Origin of the sequence: Calothrix sp. NIES-3974 (assembly GCF_002368395.1) — a bacterium.
GTDB lineage: Bacteria > Cyanobacteriota > Cyanobacteriia > Cyanobacteriales > Nostocaceae > NIES-3974.
The window spans coordinates 2,190,541-2,208,847 of the sequence record NZ_AP018254.1 but is presented as its reverse complement, the minus strand read 5'-3'; the positions used below and the strand labels follow the sequence as shown (position 1 = coordinate 2,208,847).

The window sequence follows — 18,307 nt, the reverse complement described above, 5'->3', positions numbered from 1 at the left end:
ACTTGTACGACTACAGCTACTAGCGATCGCGTAATACTGTAATACTTTTTAGATTCCAGCGCTTTGCTCAAACGTTATGTTCCCGAAAACGCGGATTCAAACTAGCTCCTGTCCTCCCACTCACAACCCACAACAAACAACGTCCAAAATCCCTCACTACCCTCACTAATGACTCATCCTCATCTCCACTGGAAACCACCCCAAGGGGAGTAACCACCACACCCCGACTACCAAAAACTATCGTTGCAATTACCCGCGATCGCAACATATGGTAATCCGAAGTAATCAAATAAACATGGTGTAAATTATCAGCCACAAAATCATCAACCAAACTTGTAAAATTTGTCACAGTATCAGTAGCTCGACCATCCAAATGTAACTGAGAATCAGGCACTCCAAACTGTTTAAAAACTCGCCGATTTGCCTCTAAATTCCAATCAAAATCCGACACCCAAATATCCAAATCCCGACGAGATTGCCAAAACTTCCCGGCAAACTCCATCCTCTCAACAGCACCCCCCAAGACAAAAATTCCCTGGGGAGTCGGTAATTGATGAAAAGTCACAGCAATTCTGACTGGAATCAAAGCAGTTAATACGACAATTAAACCTACTCCGAACCAGAAAAAAAACCGACTCTTAGGAAATTTAGGCTTCATGAAATTAAATATTGTAGATGGGGGTAAGTAGGTGGGTGGTAAAAATTGCCTGTGAGATCAGGGAGTACAGACGACCCGTCGGGTCGTCTGTACAGAGATAGACGCGATATATTGCGTCTGTACGGGAGTAAGCTTTGAGACGAATGAACGGTTGCGGTTTTATGCACCTACCTACTTAGTCAAGAGAAGTATACGATTAGTGTGAAAATAAAACTGACAATTAATCTACAAGAATATATCAAATTATTTTGGATTAGGTTTTGCTCCAATAATCAGCTATAATCCAACTATTCCAGCTATGATTATAGTTGGAAAATGAATGAATTTTATTGGGTATCTGTGAGTTTTTTGACCTCTTGTTCTAATAAATCTGTTTCTGTAGAATAGGTGACATCTTGTTCCGTAATATATTGCTGATTCGCAAATTGTTTAGCATAACTGAGTTTCTTTTGCAATTTGGGAGCTTGATTTTCAAGAATTGCAGTTCGCGCCATCCGCATCCGATTTCTTTGGCTAATTTTGCGGTTACGGTGTTGAATCCAAAAGTAACGTACTAGGGGTATGGCTAAAAATCCAATTCCGTATGCAAGTAATAGCCAATATATGCCTTGCACAAATCCGACTAAACCACCGATTTCACTTGCAATTGTACCATCAAGTAAAAACGCTCCTAAAATTAAAGCCCCAATCAAATTAACGCAACCTAATCCCCCGCTTAAAATTAATTGTCCTGAACTGGCTTTACTAAATTTCCACGGCAATTCCTGTAGAAAAGGTGCTACCTTTTGCTGACGTTTTTGGGCAGCTTTGACTTGCAATTCGGGGAAGTAATAAACTAATTCGCCGTCTGGACTTACTTGGGGTTTACCATTAAATTTCACTAAGACAGGTAACATATAATCTTCATATTCCTGTTGATAGGTTTCGCCAATGTCATCTAGGTATGGTGCAATTTGTTCAGCGATAATTGCCCCTCGATTTTTATTAATTACTGCGGCGATTTCTTGCCAACGACGCTCTTCCAGGTCGGCATTAGGATTACCATCACCAAACAAAAATGAAAATACGGCTTCGAGAAAATTTAACTCGCTTTTTTGCTGATTAGATTGATTATTGTTTTGATGACGACGGGAAGGATTACCACTGTAATAGTCGGGGCTTAAATACCACCAAATATCAGGGATAACAAAGAAATTTCCTCCTTTAAAATCAGAGTCTCCCCTACTGTCATTATCACTATTATTTAGAGAAGTAATAATAATCACTATCGCAATCGAAATTAAAACAATCGAGGCAATTAAAATAATTCCAAAGGAAATACGGATTAAATAAAATACAATATTCCAAACTTTTTGCCAAGTTTCCTGTAATTGTAATTGGAAATATTTATTTTTGAGAATCGTCCGAAAATCTTTGGGAAACAGATAAACAATATCACCGGATTCGGCAACTTGTAAATGTCCACCGACATCACTTGCTAATACTAATAAACCTTGGTTGGCTTCTGCGATGTTTAAACCCGCTTGGGTTGCGACATCACCGACGGTGACGCGATAACCCAGGGTTTCAACAGCTTTCATAATGGAGGGATTTGGTGTCATATTCTTTCAACTTGGGTTTAAGATTGTTGAATAAAAATATTTTTGGCTAATCTTGATTGTACTAATCAATTTCTATCTTAATTTCCCCTATCTAGAGTCATTCCTCCAGGGGAAGTGGAAACAAGTTACATTCTGAATGGTAAATTTATTTTTGTATTATATTTTTGTATTATTGATGGCTCTCTAATCTGTTTCTTAGTTTTGATAAACAGGGAGCAAGATGTTCCCACTACAAACCTTATCTATGCAAAATAGGGATATTTACCTCAGTATAGGTGATTTGTACTAGTAATTTGACAATCTCAAAATGCCCAGTTTGCAGTAGTAGCTCTAGCCCTGAAAAAGCTTTAAGTTCCCTTAGTGAACCACTAGTTATAGTATAAAGTTTATTTTGAGGAACTTCAGGCGATGGGAATAACAACAAGTTTTAAAAATGACTATAATTCCTGATATTTAGGCAATCAATAGGATTTTCTGGCTATTGTCACCTTTTTAGGTATATTTGGAAGCGACAATGATATTACCCTATCTCTATCCCCTACTAAATTCATGTCTATTCAAGATTTGATTGGGTTAGGTATATCCTATACTTATGCCACAACTTTGCTTGCGATCGCAGAACTATGTCATCGCTTTTTTAGTATATCCACTGATATAACTCGCAAAATTATTCATGTGGGTGCGGGGATGTGGGTGTTGGGAATTCTTTGGTTATTCGATAGTTGGCAGATTGGGATAATTCCCTTTGCTAGCTTTATCGGCATTAATTATCTACTATACCGCGATCGCTTGATCAAGGCGATGGATAGCGATGATAGTTCACCGGGTACGGTATATTTTGCTATCTCTGTGACTTTATTATTTATGCTGTTATGGCGACCTGGAAGTATCCATGACCAAGTTGCTGTTGCTGTTGCAGGAACAATGACCATGACTTGGGGGGACGCATTTGCAGCCTTAATTGGTAAGGGTATCGGCAAACATCAATATCAAGTTTGGCAATCCACCCGTTCCTGGGAGGGTTCCCTAACCATGTTTGTGGTTAGCGTCACGGTGATATTTTTGGTGTTAACGCTGTTACCTGGTTCCTTGTTGAGTTCGTTGACCTTACCTTTGTCAGTTATACCAGCGTTAATAATTGCATTTATCGGTGGAATTTTTGCCACCCTAGTTGAAGCGATATCACCGCGAGGTACGGATAATCTTACCGTCCCCCTGGTGACTTCGCTGGTGGTTAGTTTGGCAATGAAGTTGGTGGTTTAATTTAATTGTTGATAATCTTGTTCTTGCTCATTTTTTGACGGTAATAAACAACTCCAATTCCAGTAACTATGAGTAAACTAAATGGTGTAAAATTTTCTGGGATTGATTGCGAATGAAGGCGAGAGAATGCGTATTTTGCCAAAATTTTATTAGCTTGACTGGTGGGATGAACTTCATCAAAAAACAGAAATTTATCTGGTACACAGTCTACAGGTTGTCGGGGGAAGTTTACAGGGACAACTGATAATTCTCCGATGCAAGCATTTTGTACATCTGTCAACCCAAATTTTGCTGGAGAGGCAATAATTTGATTGAATAAAGCATAAACATCTAAATCGATTAAATCAATATCTGAAGTAAATTCTTGACGTAATAATTTCAAGGTTTGATTGAGTTCAGAATTATGAATAGCAACTAAATCACTTAATTTTGTCGTCACTTGATTGCTTCCACCTGTAACTGGAAACTTTCCTAAATCTGGTAAGTTGACCACCATGATATTTTTTGCCCCCACTCCCACTAAAGCTCTCACTGCTGTTGCTAAATTAGCAACGCTATCACGGGGATTTGGGTCAGCGCCAAAAAGCGCAAAATCTAAATAATCATTAGTCCCAGCCCAAATAATATAAAGTGCATCTAGATTTGCGGATGTATTACTACTAGTAAAGCTATTAACTTGTTGTTGTAGTCCAGAAATAATATCGGGAAGGGCAATATTATTAAATCCGGTAGTTGCACCTCCAAAAGCAAAATTATTTTCTGATTTTAATGTGAATCCTAAATCTGTAGCCAGATATTCAACTCAAGCTAAACCGTCAGCAAAACGTCCATTAAAATAAGGTGGGTTAGGAGGTAATAGACCATTTGTGGCTTTCAGTACTTGACCTGTATCCGATAAACTATCACCAAAAACATACATATCATTGATTTTTGATAATGATGTTGCCTTCCCTGGGGATGATAGGAAGGTTGCTCCAATCATCATTGCTACTGTGATAGCTAGTTTTGGTAGATGGCAGTTTATTCTCATAGTTGATAATTTGATGAGTTAAAGTTTTAAACTATTCTTTTTGAAATCATTATATTTGTGCAGTGATAACATTGATAATTGCAGAATTACCTATCTGCAAATTCAGTGTTTTCAACTAGCTCTTTAATTAATTTATCAGAAAATAATATGTATAAAATTGAAGAAAATACAAACTTTGAAAATTATTGATTAAGTAAAAATAAATGACTGAGGGTGTTTGCAGTAACAAGTATTTTTTGGAATGAAAAGTTGGGTTTTGAGGATATGGGATTCATATTTGATTTTGGCAATACCCGTAGGTTCGGTGTGTAAAATCAACCTCACCCCAACCCCTCTCCATTTTGGAGAGGGGCAGAAAAATCTGTATTTTTCAACTAAAAATTAATGCTTTCAAAGCCTCTTTTTCTTTTGAGAAGAGAATTGGAGAGGGGTTATTTGAATTTGTCCGAGCTTTCCCGTAGGAGTACTAAAATTAAAATACTGATATACAAAAACAGGATGTGCATATTGCTCACATCCTGTTTCAAAGACATTAAAAGTACAAAACCAAAATATCAAACTAATTAACTATCGACCAATACCGATATATTGGAATCCAGCTTCAATCAATTGCTCGCGGTTGAGGAAGTTACGACCATCGATAATCACAGGATTGCTCATTAATTTGGCCATTTTGCCATAATCAAGGCTGCTAAATTGTTGCCATTCGGTGACTAGCACTAACGCATCACAACCATCTGCAAGACGTTCTGCATCGGTTTCCACCAACACACCAGTCAAACCATGACGCATTCCGGTTTGGGAAATAATTGGGTCGTAGGCTTTAACTTTTGCTCCCAGACGGTTTAACTGTTCGATTAAATTAAGTGCAGGTGCATCACGTAGGTCGTCGGTGTCGGGTTTAAAGGTTAATCCCAATAAACCAACGGTTTTACCTTTGAGAATTTTCAGCGCTTGTTGTAATTTTTCCAGTGCAATCAAACGTTGACGTTCGTTGACGGAAATAGCTGCTTTGAGTAGTTGTGCTTCGTAACCGTAGTCGTCTGCGGTGTGAACGAGTGCAGAAACATCTTTGGGGAAGCAGGAACCACCCCAACCAATTCCTGCATTCAGGAATTTGTTACCAATCCGGGAATCTAAACCGATACCTTTAGCAACTTGGGTGACATCAGCACCGACGCGATCGCAAATGTTGGCGACTTCGTTAATAAAGCTAATTTTAGTGGCAAGGAAGGCGTTCGCAGCATATTTAATCATTTCTGCGGAACTTAAATCTGTCACCAGTACGGGAACCGGAGGTAAAGATTTATCTTGGGCAAATTGACGTTCGACGATGGGTGTATATAATTCCTTCATCATCGCGATCGCTCTGTCGCTGTTTCCCCCTAAAACAATCCGGTCAGGATTAAAGGTGTCGTAAACAGCAGAACCTTCTCTTAAAAATTCCGGATTGCTGACAACATCAAATTCCGCATCCATCACGGGAAGACGATCCGCACCACCCCCTGCTGTCACCAGGGTTTTCTGACGTTCTGCAATTCCATCGAGAACAATCATCCGTACCCAATCTCCAGAACCAATGGGTACGGTGGATTTATTCACAATCACCTTGTAACCACCATTTAAATTCGCACCTATACTCCGTGCTACCGCTTCCACATAACGAGTGTCGCTTTCCCCGGTTGGTAAGGGTGGTGTCCCAACTGCAATAAATAAAATTTCTCCGTGGGCTACCCCTGCGGCTATATCTGTTGTAAATTGAATGCGATCGCTTTGAATCGCCGATTGCATAATTTCCGAAAGTCCCGGTTCAAAAATCGGTGACTGTCCGGCTTTCATGATTTTGACTTTTTCTTCGTTATTGTCAACACAAATTACATCATGACCAATATGGGCTAAACAAGCACCCGTCACCAGACCAACGTAACCAGTTCCGATTACACAAACACGCATTTGTTGAATTCCTCACGTATGAATATGGCTAATTTATAACGACATCTGGGGTATGTATTTCTATGGATGCGGTTAATTATTCAGGCAATAGGAATATGAATGGTGGAAATTAGCGATTGATTGCCACCTGACCCGATTTGGACATCCGTGAACGGAAATCATCGATTGTCAATTTTAGTCCTTCCGAGAGGGGAACAGTTGGTTCCCAATTTAACAAGGTTTTAGCTTTGGTAATATCTGGACGACGACGACGGGGATCATCGGAAGGAAGGGGTTTAAAATTAATCTCCGCAGTCGGATCAACCATGTCTCGCACTGCTTCGGCTAATTGTAAAATCGTGTATTCTCCCGGATTACCGATATTAACTGGTCCCACATAATCGCTATTCATTAAACGAATAAAGCCGTCGATCAAGTCAGAAACATAGCAAAAACTCCGCGTTTGGGAACCATCACCATACACGGTTAAGGGTTTACCCTGAAGTGCTTGGACAATAAAATTACTAACAACACGACCATCATTTTCTAACATGCGCGGTCCATAGGTGTTAAAAATCCTCACCACACGCACGTCCACACCGTTTTGACGGTGATAATCAAAGGTCAAGGTTTCCGCAATCCGTTTCCCCTCGTCGTAGCAAGAACGCAAACCAATGGGATTGACGTTACCACGATACTCTTCCGTTTGCGGATGCACGTCTGGATCTCCGTACACTTCACTGGTAGATGCAAGGAAAAATCTGGCTTTGACCCGTTTTGCTAATCCCAACATGTTCATGGTTCCCATGACATTGGTTTTTACTGTCTTCACGGGATTGTACTGATAGTGTACTGGTGATGCCGGACAAGCTAAATGGTAGATTTGATCTACTTCTAAACGAATTGGTTCAGTAATATCATGGCGGATCAACTCAAAGTTAGGATGGTTCATCCATTGGAGAATATTACGCTTGTGACCTGTATAAAAATTATCTAGGCAGATAATTTCATGTCCCTCAGTCATTAATCGGTCAATAAGATGGGAACCGAGAAACCCAGCACCACCCGTCACCAAAATTCTCATAATCTACCTAATTACTTACAGTACAGATATAAAATTAGTTGGCAATCGCACCTAGAACTTAGAGTACCCAGGTGCAAATCAAAACTACCGCAAAATTAAAAATTTTCTTGATTATCTGTATTTATACACTTCGGTGTAATCCAAGACACATCAAGTAATTGCGTGCATATGCTTTTAGCAAAATAACAAAAATATTCACCTTTATAAAACTTGATGCGGAAGATTTCATTAAATCTTTACGAAATTAGAAAAATTCAAATATCTTTCAGATATAACTTATTTGGTAGATAATTGCTACAAGAATCACCATTCATCAACTGGAAGGGACAGAGTGAATCAAAAATAAGTCTAGGAATGTAATTCCTAGACTGAGAGCAAAGTCCATTTAAATAGACTATATAAATGAAATATAAATTTTTTGCCCAAAATGTAGATTTATTTATTACTAGTATGAACACTCAAGTTAAGTATTTATCCCAGATTGATCACGATTAGTTTATTAAGTTTTGAGTGAAGGATTAATTTCCTTTCTACTCCCTACGGGTACGCACAGCATTGTTGTAGACTAGAGGTTACGTGTCTACATTATTCTCTACTCCCCGTAGGTTTTCAGGATTTGGAAGAAATCCGGGTTATGGGTAATGCCGTTTTACTTTGAAGTTGATACCTGACGGGAAGCTTGGGGGAGCAGGGTCAGAAAATGTATCAAAATTTGAGTGAAATGGTATAAGGTGCTTCTTCTTGAGAGTTAATAAGCTAAATTTTCCAGTGTTTCTCGAAGATAGCGTTGTACTTGCCGATCTAAACTTAAAGACTGTAATTGCGAATTGGATTCAAGTAACCAGCGCTGAAAACCGGAACTAGAAGCGATCGCTTGTTTTAGGCTTTGCCAAATTTCTGTATCTGCCATTTCTGGGTGTGTGTTGGAAGCGTTGATTAAACTCATAACTTGACTATTCCTCAGTTTCAACTGCGAGAATGGACGGGAGCAAGAGTTAAACCACTTGCACCCTGGAAATTCAATTTGAGTTGGGACGGAATTTGTTTTTGTTGTGGTGTCGTTTTCCTAGTGATTGACAGAAATACCGACAACACATCAACGGATTGAGGATGTCCCATGTTGGTGTCAAGGGGTGTGACTGTCGTCGGTGTCACCTCATACCTATTCCCCAATAGCATCGGGTAATAGGGATTGATAGCACTGAGACCGAGAAACTACGCGTAGCGCGTCTGTAGGAGTAATTTACAATCTACAATCCCAAAAGGATCTAAATTGTTCCCTATTCAACATAATCTGTATCACCAGGCAATTTCTGTTACACTGATGACTAAATATGAAGTTGCTACTACTTCTAATTGTATATTTTTAAATTACAGATGGTGGTTTAGGGTAATTCCACGGAGGTAGGTTTGGCGATATGGGGTAATCCCCAGCCTAATTTTTCCCGCAGTATCCGGAAAAACTCCGGCGATTGCAAACGAATAAACTTAACACTGTACTGTGATCGCTCTACATATACCCGGTCTTCTGGGAAGACATAACAACCTGCATTACCATCTACTACCATCACTAACCTGGGTGCATTCACCGGAAAAACTGTGACCGGTTCGCTGTCGGGAAATACTAAAGCGCGGGAAGCTAGAGAATGGGGACAAATGGGGACTAACTGCAATACCGATACCCCTGGAGCAATCACGGGTCCACCCGCACTTAAGGAATAGGCAGTAGAGCCAGTTGGCGTGGAAATAATCACCCCATCTGCGGCAATGTCCACGGGTGCATGTCTACCCACACCGATTTCAAAATGACACATGGATGTCAGTGGTTCCCGGTGCAACACCATCTCGTTCAAACACAGGGCTTCCCATAAGACATCACGATGACGGAATACTCGCACCGCCATCATCGCTCGTTCTTCAATCTCGTAATTACCAGCCATTAATTGGGCGATCGCCTGTGGTAACTGGTTCAAATAAGCTTCCGTCAGAAACCCCATGTGTCCAGTATTTATACCCAAAATCGGAATTCCACAGGGTGCAACCTGACGCGACGCGGCCAAAACTGTGCCATCACCACCCAAAACGACGGCAAATTCCATCCCTTGGTCAAAACCAGGTGGTGTTAATCCTTCAATCGGTGTGTGGCAAACCGGACTATCTGGACTGGAATAGCCTAGTATTCCACCAACACCTGTGGTGACAACCACTTCCCAACCAGCATTGGCGAGTTGCTCCTTAATTTCGACAGCGATACGACCCGCTATCGGTTTCACGTCATTGTAAATAATGCCCGCTTTCGGCACGCTTCAAAATCCAACTTGTTTTTTAAAATGTGAATTATCCCAACCAGACCAAGTTGAGGTTGGAACTGCCAAACTCATTGAACTCTGGAACGGTCTTAGTGTGTTTTTCCCATAAGCTTTTTCATATTACCATCATCTTGGAGTTTTGAGTCGAAAAATTAGGGAATAGGGGGAACTCTTTCCTGGAACACTTGAAAATTTTCTCAACTATTTTTGATATTCTCCAATACCTCAGTGGTTGAGATCAGGAGGCTAAAGCGCAACTACGTATCTTTATTTACCCCTTAAAATTAATTGCGATAGACCACTACTCCCTACTCCCTAACCCCGACAGATAAACAAAATCAAACAGGATTATTACTATCAGCACAAATATAGAATAAAACCCTTACCAATCATAGATTTACCCAATATATCTGCGGCAATTTGTATCAAAACATTAAGGAATATTTCATTTGTGTGATTAACCAATCAAGGAGGGAGAAATCAGGCAAAGTGACGTGATAGGATGCATTTTGTCTACGTCAAGCAAAGTTAGGGAGAAAACCTTTGACACTTCGGGTTGCTGTTGTTGGATCGGGACCAGCTGGGTCTTCGGCGGCTGAAATCCTGGCGAAAGCTGGTATCGAAACCTATTTATTTGAGCGCAAGCTAGATAACGCGAAGCCTTGCGGGGGTGCGATTCCGTTGTGTATGGTCAGTGAATTTGACTTACCTGCGGATATCATTGACCGTCAAGTGCGGAAGATGAAAATGATTTCCCCCTCGAATCGTGAGGTTGATATCAATTTAATAAATCAAGATGAATATATTGGCATGACTCGTCGCGAAGTCCTAGATGGATATTTGCGCAATCGTGCAGCTAAATTAGGAGCGCATTTAATTAATGCCACAGTTCATAAACTAGATATTCCGACCAACGATACTGACCCCTATACAATCCACTACGTTGACCATACGGAAGGGGGAGCGCAAGGTGTTGCCAAATCCCTGAAGGTGGATGTAATTATTGGTGCGGATGGAGCCAATTCTCGGATTGCCAAGGAAATCGATGCAGGGGATTATAATTATGCGATCGCATTCCAAGAGCGGATTCGCATTCCTGAAGAAAAAATGGCATACTACGAAGATTTGGCAGAAATGTACGTTGGTGATGATGTCTCCACCGACTTTTATGCCTGGGTATTTCCGAAGTACGACCACGTTGCTGTGGGTACGGGAACGATGCACGTCAATAAAGCTAGCATCAAACAACTACAAGCTGGTATCCGCGCTCGTGCAGCCAAAAAACTAGAAGGTGGTAAGATTATCAAGGTGGAAGCTCACCCGATTCCCGAACATCCCCGTCCCCGTCGCGTTGTTGGACGGGTGGCGTTAGTCGGTGATGCTGCTGGTTATGTTACGAAGTCTTCTGGTGAAGGTATTTATTTCGCAGCCAAATCCGGCAGAATGTGTGCTGAAACCATTGTGGAGTTAACCAATGGTGGTGCGCGGATTCCCACCGAAGGTGATTTAAAAGTCTACCTCAAACGTTGGGATAAAAAATACGGTTTAACCTACAAAGTTCTAGATTTACTCCAAACCGTATTCTACCGCTCCGATGCCACCCGCGAAGCTTTCGTGGAAATGTGTGCGGATCTGGATGTGCAACGTTTGACCTTTGATAGTTATTTATACAAAACAGTTGTACCTGCTAACCCAATTACCCAGCTAAAAATTACCGCTAAAACCATCGGTAGTTTACTCCGTGGGAATGCACTTGCTCCTTAAATATGGAGATTGAATGTTGACGGTTAACCGTTAACCGTCAACGGTTAACGAAGTTTGACATACTCACCGACCTAAAGGTGTGGTGATTATTGGCACTTCGCTGGGGAGTGTCAATATTTTGATAGCCTGATATCCCCGATACCCAATAATTTAAAAAATGTGTAAATAACTTTATTTAACCTCAGACGGGCATAACAATAAAAAAATCTTTGAATGCCTGATGGCAGTTTTATGGACGAATATGGATGAATTTTGCAGGTGACTGGACAGAATTTAGTTGCCTGTAATTTAGAGTATCCATCAATTTATCATCTCGTCCATAATTTTTATTTCGCTTTTATCTGGGAGTCAATCGCTATGTATGGTTTTGCAACAGTGAATTCAACAAACCTGAGTGATTACGAAAATCGGACGTTATGGCTGGAAGTAATCATGGGTTCCCAACAAGGTCATAGTAGTCACCACACTCTCAAAGTCAGTCATAATCGCCTAGGGCAAACACTGCAACGGATTCAACGTCAAGGAGGAAAGGTGATCCGGGTTGCAGCCATGTCAGAATTAGAGTTAGACCCCATAGCCAATTCCCATCCGCATCAAGCTACAGTGACACCTGCAAACATCAATATTAGCGAACTAGCACAAACTCCCGTTACAGCTAGCAAAATCCACCAGAAAAGCGTCGATGAACAGCCACCAGAAAAAGTTCATCGAGGTTATAAACCAAGTGTGAAGGCAAATAAATCAAATCGCCGGGAAAAGAAGTCAAAACACAAACGCTGAATCGGATTTATACTTTTTATGTTTGTTGAGTGTTGAGTGTTGACGGTTAACTTTTTAACCTGGGTTTCTCACCTCTCAGGTCGTGAAACCCGCCCACGCGACTTGGCTCCTCGAGCAATTGCTTGGCTGTAGGGCTACCTTTGGTCAATTGATGATGCTTTTTGTTATGGGTTTTTCACTAGCATCGTAAGTAAAACTTGCTACAAGTTCCGGGTTAAAACAACAGGTTTTAACCCGTTGAGTCGTGTCACCCCTACAGGGAAGCAAGCTAAATCCCCTCTCTAAAGAGTAGAGGTTCTCACACTCCCACTATGTTTTGATTGGGGGAGCAGTTAGCTGTACACTAAGTAAAGGGAACCTGTGCCTATAGTTATAGAGCCTAGCCTAAAGGCATTTGGGTAATTCAGGAAACCCAGATTCTCATCCTTTTGAGTTGAATATCCTCACCCCACCTACTAATCATAAACTACCTTGACCTGGGCAATTTGTAATGCAAGTTACCGAATTTTTTCAAATGTCCTATGGGAAATGGCGATCGCAACGAAGTGGTCATCATCTGGCTTTTGCCCATTTTGAGCAAATCGTCTCCACCATAAATATTACTCCACTAGAGCCATCAGACCCTGCGGTGATTGCGGTTTGTCAAACCTACGCTGTTGATCCCCAGTCAATTATTCATCCTTTCCGGATGGAATGGGAAGGGGAATCGGACTGGGATGAATCAACGGTTAGTGGAAATACCGTACTAGTTCCTGTTCCCGACCCCAATCAACCAACACGGGGAAAACTACTGCGGGAACAAGGATATGCAGAAGCGATCGCGGCTATCGGTGAATATCAAATCACAGAAGATGGGACATTTGTATTGAAAACCAATTATGATCGTGCAGCTGCTGAAGAAAGAATTTGGTTTGTGACTCCGAATTTAAGATTTCGCGTCGCGACAATTAAAACTAGTGATGGCAAAGGTGTGACAACAGCCTCTTTTGCATCGGAAATTCGTTCTCTTTCCGGTAATTGAACTTTAATTGTTAACGAAACGGGTTACAGTAATAATAAAAATGTGTTGATTTCGGGTTTCGGTTAACCGTTCACAGTTAACCGTCAACTTTCAGCAAAATCTAAAATCTCAAATTACAATGGCCAATTTTCACAGTAAAGAGATTACAGAAACAAGCGATTTAATCACCTTGGCAAAGTGGATGGCAGGAGATTTTAGTAACTATCAACAAGCTGCTGCTGAACCACAAAAATTTGCCCATATCCATATATTTTTTCGTCCCTTACCCCGTGGTTTTTTCCCCGGAATCGGTTTTTATTCCGAGCAAGTATATGATTATGACCTGTGGACACCCTATCGCCAAGGAGTCCACCAATTAATTGACTGTGGTAATTATATTTATATTGAAAACTATAGTTTAAAAGACCCGATTCGATTTGCCGGAGCCGCAAGGGAATTAAGTATTATGGGGACAATTACCCATGATGTTCTAGAACGCCGTTATCACTGTTCAATGGTATTTAAACGTGATGGTAATATATTTAAAGGAAGTGTGGAACCAGGGAACAACTGTTTGATTTGTCGGAACGGTCAACAAACCTATCTGGTTAGTGAAGTGGAGCTAACAGAAAATACCTGGATTAGTCTAGATCGGGGTATGGACATAGAAACCCATCAACAGGTTTGGGGGTCGCAAAATGGTGCTTTGAAATTTCAAAAACGAGAAAGTTTTGCCGATGAAGTTCCGAAGCTGGGCGAATTAAGTTAATCAATGCAGTTAGAATTAAGTAAAAATAAAATGTTGCCGCCACAGGCTGAAAAAAAGATGCGATGTTGGATCCGTAGTCGCCATCTAATTTGTTCTGGTCATTTCTTTATTTTAGAAACTGTTGAATATACAACGATTGAACGTTTTTCTGAATGTGTGGAATCTCTGGGGGGGACGGTTATTTCTGTTGAACCAATTAATAAAATCTGGATGGGGGATCATCGTCAAGTAATTTTGTATCAGGCTAAAGCAAGTTTGCATACTCCCCATCATACCCTTAAGCAATACTGGATTAAGTATGGTGGTTTTTACACGCGATTTGACCAAAGATGTTAATTATTATACTTTATTAACTTAAATCCACACCCAGGAATTTATCCAGAAAACGCGATCGCCAGATTGCTCTTTGGATAAAGCACCATTCAATAGCGATGGCGATTAAAAATATCAGGTCAAAGGTATTAAGGGGGGCTAATTCAAAGAATTTTTGGGTTTCCGGGATAGTTAAAGTTGCTAAAAATACAAAAAATAAGGCCAAGGCAGCAATTGTATAACGCCAGTCACCACTGATTGGCTCTCCTCCTACCCATAATTTAGTGGGTGGTTTCAAGAATGGTAACAGTAGTAAATGACACATAACTAGTACTGTTAATAGGGCAGTACGGGGGAGGCGATAATCCATTTGACTAAATTCAGCCCCAACAGGTAAATCGATAATTGCCCGGACTAAGTACAGTAAGTATACAATTAAAGCCACGAGGGTCATGCTGATGGTGGCGGGAATCGTAAAATGTAAGAGCGATCGCACCATGTTGCGCTTTTGACGAAAGCGTCCAGGACGAGCCCAAATGGGAAAAACTGCTGTGGGTAATCCGACTCCAAACATGGCGAGGAGGGCGCTATGCTTGTTGACGAGGGGAAAACTATCCGTCACCATCCCAATAGAAAAAATTAAGAGGGCGACACAAAAGACGCGAACAATAAATAAAGCCAAGGAATCACGAATACCGTTGCGAATCCGTTGTCCTTCTAAAAAGGCATGGGGTAGGGCACCAAAGGAATCCTTGAGTAAAATAATATCAGCCACAGCCCTGGTGGCTTTGGAACCGCTTTCCATTGCGATCGCCAAGTTAGCCTGTTTGAGGGACAAAATATCATTCACACCGTCCCCAATCATCGCCACATAATTACCAGCTTGGCGCAGGGCTTTAATTAAATTGGCCTTTTGTTCCGGCGTGATTCTCCCAAAAATCCCCCCAGCATCAGCCGCAGCTGCAAATTGAACTGCATCCATCGAAGCCAATTCCAAACCAGAAATGACCCGCATTTCCTGATTCAAACCAGCTTGACGAGCGATCGCAGCTACGGTTTCCGGATTATCTCCAGAAATAATCTTGATTTTAATCCCTGCCTGAATAAACTGATCAATCGTATCTTGAACGTTATCTCGTAATTGATCGCTAAAGATAATTACCCCCAAAGGTGTTAAAGTCGGTGGCAAAGGCGGATTATCTTCATAGCTCAACACACCTAAATCGGGATTCCAGGCAAACAATAGCACCCGTAACCCTTGACGAGTCGCCTCACTAATCTTCCCAGATACATCCTCCGATAAGGACAGAGAACGGGCTAAAATTTCCGGCGCACCCAACACATATACCCCCCGATCATCCCCATCCGCAAAGGCGATCGCACTCCATTTCCGAGCCGATGTAAATAAAACCTCCTGCTTCACCTCTCGCTGATTACCAGTTTTGACAACTGCGATCGCATCCGTTGTCCGATTATGGGCAGTAATATTTGCCACATAATCCCCCAATTTCCGCCACAAACTGCCCTCATCTATCCCCAAGGGCAAAACAGACTCTAACTGCATGTGATTGGCGGTTAAAGTCCCTGTTTTATCCAAACACAACACATCCACATTACTCAGGGATTCCACCGCATTGGCTTGTTGAATTAACACATTTTGTCCCAACATCCCCACCGCCCCAGTTCCGTAGGCCAATGTAATCGCAATCAACAACCCACTCGGTACCAATCCAGCCACTACCGCCGCATGTTGTACAATATCCGACAGGGAATAGGATTTGCTTAAAAAACTAATACCCACCAAAATCCACAAATAACAAGCCAACAAAAACAAAACCCGAATCACCAAGTTAATCTCTTGTTGCAGGGGTGTATATACTTGACGAAATGCCCTCGCACCCGTCATTAACCGATAAGCCACCGTATCCGCACCGACTTTTTGCGCTTCATACAGTGCATTTCCAGCTACGCAAGTACTTCCCGAATAAACCCTTTCCCCAGATGTTTTCGCGATTAAATCCGACTCACCCGTCAACAGCGACTCATCCACATCAATCCGACCATCACCCACCAACACCCCATCCACCAATATTTGATCCCCAGCTTGGACTAGCAGCACATCCCCCAATACAATCTCCCCTGGTTCAATATCATAGACTTTTCCTTCACGAATCACAGTCGCCTGGGGACGATTTAATAAAGCAATTTCATCTAACTTCCGCTTTGCCCAAATTTCCTGAATCACGGAAATCACAATCCCAGTACCAATAATTGCCACCACCAAAAACGCATCTGTATAACGCTGTAACAACAGCATTACCAAGCTAATGGCAAAAAAGACAATATTAATAAATGTAAAAATATTTTCCCGAAAAATTTGCCAATAGGAGCGGCTTGTCTCTAATTTAGTGTTATTCCCTTGTCCAGCAGCCCGTCGCGCTACCACTTCCTGAAGTGATAACCCTTGATGGGAGGAACTAAGATTAATTGTACGCTCCATAAAATAGGCTAGTAACTTGATAAAATAACTTTTGATTTTAGATTTAAGCGAAATCTCAACTTGCTCAAAAGACCTGAGCTATACACTCGTGATTATGCCATTCTTTCAGGGATTTTGGATATTGTGGAAAGCTGGTGGGAGATTTATTCTGCTGACAAAGTTTGGCAAAAAACCGACACAGTTACTCCACTTGCTCTAACCCGGAGAACCCCGGAAACGCAGTAGCTCAACTTTGTGCTTCCACCAAACTTTCCCAAAGGGATTTGAGATTTTGGATTTATCATATCGGAATCCGGACTGATTTTCCCATCCATCTGTTGGGATAGCCATTTTGTAGATGGGTGCAGTTTCCCTTTTGTTTGATCGGACTTACGCACTTGTGACGAGAAATCAAGTGTTTGGGATTGCTACTTTGGAAGCAGCCACTGCGCGTCTACCTCACGACCCTGCGATCGCTCCACTACGGGAAGAAGTGCAATGACGGTGTTTACCTTGTCCTTGCATGGGTTCTGTTTGAGATGAAAGTGGTTTTTTCTATTACTCACCAGTACAGATATAGTATGTTACGTCTCTCATTTTATTACCTACCCCTATATATCCCAAGTAGATAATGTTACCCAAAAAAAACAAAAACATATCAGATACTAATTAAAAATAAAAAAGTGGCTATATTCTCAAACCCGTGCCAAGATATTGCAGGAATAATTAGTTTAATTTTGACAAATTAACTTGTCTAAATTCAGGTTGTGAGGCACTAACAATGAGCTTTTCTTTCCTACGTCGGTTGCATCTATCTTACTTATTACCCGCAGTCTTAACTACATTTGTGATACTTTTTGCGACAATCCATAGTGTCACAGCCCAACAACAAGAGGAAGGGATATCTGAACCACAAACCTCACTCCTCAAAGCCCCAGAATTACCCTCACCCCTAGTTGAGAATATCATGACTTGGCGAGGGAATGTTGAGTTTAATTACAAGACCGAAAATATTACTGCCACAGCGGATAAAGCTGAATATTATCAAGGAGAACAAAAGGTGGTGTTAACTGGAAACGTGCGTATTTCCCAAGCTGGAAAGTTTCAGGAAGTAGAAACTGCGACTTTTTTTATTACAGGTCAATTTAAAATATCTGGTGATTTCAGTGATTTCCCTACACCGCGTAAGTAGGTTGAAATAATTCGTAATTTGTAATTCGTAATAGCCCAAGTTGCGGGTTATTATATCCCGCGATTAGTACGGAAGTTAGGGGAAATTGTGGGGATAGGTGGTTATTTGCGAGGTTTTAACCCCACCCTAACCCT

At 41.2% G+C, this 18,307-nt stretch carries 18 protein-coding genes; 8 read left to right on the top strand and 10 right to left on the bottom strand.

Annotated elements, in window-relative coordinates:
• Positions 1-67 precede the first annotated feature (67 nt).
• Both CDC37_RS08630 and CDC37_RS08625 read right to left on the bottom strand, forming a co-directional pair.
• A complete protein-coding gene (locus CDC37_RS08630; RefSeq protein WP_096621390.1) occupies positions 68-658 on the bottom strand; it encodes a YdcF family protein in 591 nt (196 codons plus the stop codon).
• A 326-nt stretch (positions 659-984) separates the two neighbouring features.
• Positions 985-2,259, bottom strand: coding sequence for a hypothetical protein (locus CDC37_RS08625; RefSeq protein ID WP_096621389.1), 1,275 nt, complete (start codon positions 2,257-2,259; stop codon positions 985-987).
• Positions 2,260-2,808: 549 nt separating this feature from the next.
• Here CDC37_RS08625 and CDC37_RS08620 point away from each other — a divergent pair.
• Positions 2,809-3,522, top strand: a complete 714-nt coding sequence (locus tag CDC37_RS08620) for a diacylglycerol/polyprenol kinase family protein (RefSeq protein WP_096621388.1) — start codon at positions 2,809-2,811, stop codon at positions 3,520-3,522.
• Between the two features lies 1 nt (position 3,523).
• Here the strand turns inward: CDC37_RS08620 and CDC37_RS08615 are convergent, their stop codons facing one another.
• The 7 genes from CDC37_RS08615 to CDC37_RS08590 form a co-directional block, all read right to left on the bottom strand.
• On the bottom strand, positions 3,524-4,315 hold the full coding sequence (locus CDC37_RS08615) for an SGNH/GDSL hydrolase family protein (protein WP_096621387.1): 792 nt from the start codon (positions 4,313-4,315) through the stop codon (positions 3,524-3,526).
• 9 nt (positions 4,316-4,324) lie between these two features.
• Entirely contained in the window at positions 4,325-4,552 is a 228-nt protein-coding gene (locus CDC37_RS08610; RefSeq protein WP_157780688.1) for a hypothetical protein, read from the bottom strand.
• Between the two features lie 567 nt (positions 4,553-5,119).
• Positions 5,120-6,505 carry a UDP-glucose dehydrogenase family protein gene (locus tag CDC37_RS08605; protein WP_096621385.1) on the bottom strand — a complete coding sequence of 462 codons (1,386 nt, stop codon included), beginning with the start codon at positions 6,503-6,505 and terminating at the stop codon, positions 5,120-5,122.
• 109 nt (positions 6,506-6,614) lie between these two features.
• A complete protein-coding gene (locus CDC37_RS08600; RefSeq protein ID WP_096621384.1) occupies positions 6,615-7,568 on the bottom strand; it encodes a UDP-glucuronic acid decarboxylase family protein in 954 nt (317 codons plus the stop codon).
• Between the two features lie 748 nt (positions 7,569-8,316).
• Entirely contained in the window at positions 8,317-8,514 is a 198-nt protein-coding gene (locus CDC37_RS08595) for a hypothetical protein (RefSeq protein WP_096621383.1), read from the bottom strand.
• A 20-nt stretch (positions 8,515-8,534) separates the two neighbouring features.
• On the bottom strand, positions 8,535-8,747 hold the full coding sequence (locus CDC37_RS24125; RefSeq protein WP_157780687.1) for a hypothetical protein: 213 nt from the start codon (positions 8,745-8,747) through the stop codon (positions 8,535-8,537).
• Between the two features lie 206 nt (positions 8,748-8,953).
• Positions 8,954-9,871: an NAD(+) kinase gene (locus CDC37_RS08590; protein ID WP_096621382.1), complete on the bottom strand. Its 918-nt coding sequence runs from the start codon at positions 9,869-9,871 to the stop codon at positions 8,954-8,956.
• Positions 9,872-10,420: 549 nt separating this feature from the next.
• Between CDC37_RS08590 and chlP the strand changes: the two genes are divergently transcribed.
• From chlP to CDC37_RS08565, 5 genes are all read left to right on the top strand, one after another.
• Positions 10,421-11,641: a geranylgeranyl reductase gene (gene chlP / locus CDC37_RS08585; protein ID WP_096621381.1), complete on the top strand. Its 1,221-nt coding sequence runs from the start codon at positions 10,421-10,423 to the stop codon at positions 11,639-11,641.
• Between the two features lie 357 nt (positions 11,642-11,998).
• The gene (locus CDC37_RS08580) at positions 11,999-12,421 is read left to right on the top strand and encodes a phycobilisome linker polypeptide (RefSeq protein WP_096621380.1); all 423 of its coding nucleotides are present in this window, start codon (positions 11,999-12,001) and stop codon (positions 12,419-12,421) included.
• A 490-nt stretch (positions 12,422-12,911) separates the two neighbouring features.
• Complete coding sequence (locus CDC37_RS08575; RefSeq protein ID WP_096621379.1) at positions 12,912-13,442, top strand: phycobiliprotein lyase; 531 nt, start codon at positions 12,912-12,914, stop codon at positions 13,440-13,442.
• Between the two features lie 118 nt (positions 13,443-13,560).
• Positions 13,561-14,190 carry a chromophore lyase CpcT/CpeT gene (locus CDC37_RS08570; RefSeq protein WP_096621378.1) on the top strand — a complete coding sequence of 210 codons (630 nt, stop codon included), beginning with the start codon at positions 13,561-13,563 and terminating at the stop codon, positions 14,188-14,190.
• A gap of 57 nt (positions 14,191-14,247) precedes the next feature.
• Positions 14,248-14,526, top strand: a complete 279-nt coding sequence (locus tag CDC37_RS08565) for a CpeR family transcriptional regulator (RefSeq protein WP_231943320.1) — start codon at positions 14,248-14,250, stop codon at positions 14,524-14,526.
• A gap of 13 nt (positions 14,527-14,539) precedes the next feature.
• Here the strand turns inward: CDC37_RS08565 and CDC37_RS08560 are convergent, their stop codons facing one another.
• Positions 14,540-17,002: an HAD-IC family P-type ATPase gene (locus tag CDC37_RS08560; RefSeq protein WP_096621377.1), complete on the bottom strand. Its 2,463-nt coding sequence runs from the start codon at positions 17,000-17,002 to the stop codon at positions 14,540-14,542.
• A 337-nt stretch (positions 17,003-17,339) separates the two neighbouring features.
• Here CDC37_RS08560 and CDC37_RS24120 point away from each other — a divergent pair, with 337 nt between their 5' ends.
• On the top strand, positions 17,340-17,483 hold the full coding sequence (locus tag CDC37_RS24120; RefSeq protein ID WP_157780686.1) for a hypothetical protein: 144 nt from the start codon (positions 17,340-17,342) through the stop codon (positions 17,481-17,483).
• Between the two features lie 279 nt (positions 17,484-17,762).
• Positions 17,763-18,173, top strand: coding sequence for an LPS export ABC transporter periplasmic protein LptC (gene lptC, locus CDC37_RS08555; RefSeq protein ID WP_096621376.1), 411 nt, complete (start codon positions 17,763-17,765; stop codon positions 18,171-18,173).
• The last annotated feature ends 134 nt before the right edge of the window (positions 18,174-18,307 follow it).

Bases quoted from the DNA above. Each gene is read 5' to 3' on its own strand.
- CDC37_RS08630 (WP_096621390.1), bottom strand. From the start codon at position 658: ATGAAGCCTAAATTTCCTAAGAGTCGGTTTTTTTTCTGGTTCGGAGTA.
- CDC37_RS08625 (WP_096621389.1), bottom strand. From the start codon at position 2,259: ATGACACCAAATCCCTCCATTATGAAAGCTGTTGAAACCCTGGGTTAT.
- CDC37_RS08620 (WP_096621388.1), top strand. From the start codon at position 2,809: ATGTCTATTCAAGATTTGATTGGGTTAGGTATATCCTATACTTATGCC.
- CDC37_RS08610 (WP_157780688.1), bottom strand. From the start codon at position 4,552: ATGAGAATAAACTGCCATCTACCAAAACTAGCTATCACAGTAGCAATG.
- CDC37_RS08605 (WP_096621385.1), bottom strand. From the start codon at position 6,505: ATGCGTGTTTGTGTAATCGGAACTGGTTACGTTGGTCTGGTGACGGGT.
- CDC37_RS08600 (WP_096621384.1), bottom strand. From the start codon at position 7,568: ATGAGAATTTTGGTGACGGGTGGTGCTGGGTTTCTCGGTTCCCATCTT.
- CDC37_RS08595 (WP_096621383.1), bottom strand. From the start codon at position 8,514: ATGAGTTTAATCAACGCTTCCAACACACACCCAGAAATGGCAGATACA.
- CDC37_RS24125 (WP_157780687.1), bottom strand. From the start codon at position 8,747: ATGCTATTGGGGAATAGGTATGAGGTGACACCGACGACAGTCACACCC.
- CDC37_RS08580 (WP_096621380.1), top strand. From the start codon at position 11,999: ATGTATGGTTTTGCAACAGTGAATTCAACAAACCTGAGTGATTACGAA.
- CDC37_RS08575 (WP_096621379.1), top strand. From the start codon at position 12,912: ATGCAAGTTACCGAATTTTTTCAAATGTCCTATGGGAAATGGCGATCG.
- CDC37_RS08570 (WP_096621378.1), top strand. From the start codon at position 13,561: ATGGCCAATTTTCACAGTAAAGAGATTACAGAAACAAGCGATTTAATC.
- CDC37_RS08565 (WP_231943320.1), top strand. From the start codon at position 14,248: ATGCGATGTTGGATCCGTAGTCGCCATCTAATTTGTTCTGGTCATTTC.
- CDC37_RS08560 (WP_096621377.1), bottom strand. From the start codon at position 17,002: ATGGAGCGTACAATTAATCTTAGTTCCTCCCATCAAGGGTTATCACTT.
- CDC37_RS24120 (WP_157780686.1), top strand. From the start codon at position 17,340: ATGGGTGCAGTTTCCCTTTTGTTTGATCGGACTTACGCACTTGTGACG.
- lptC (WP_096621376.1), top strand. From the start codon at position 17,763: ATGAGCTTTTCTTTCCTACGTCGGTTGCATCTATCTTACTTATTACCC.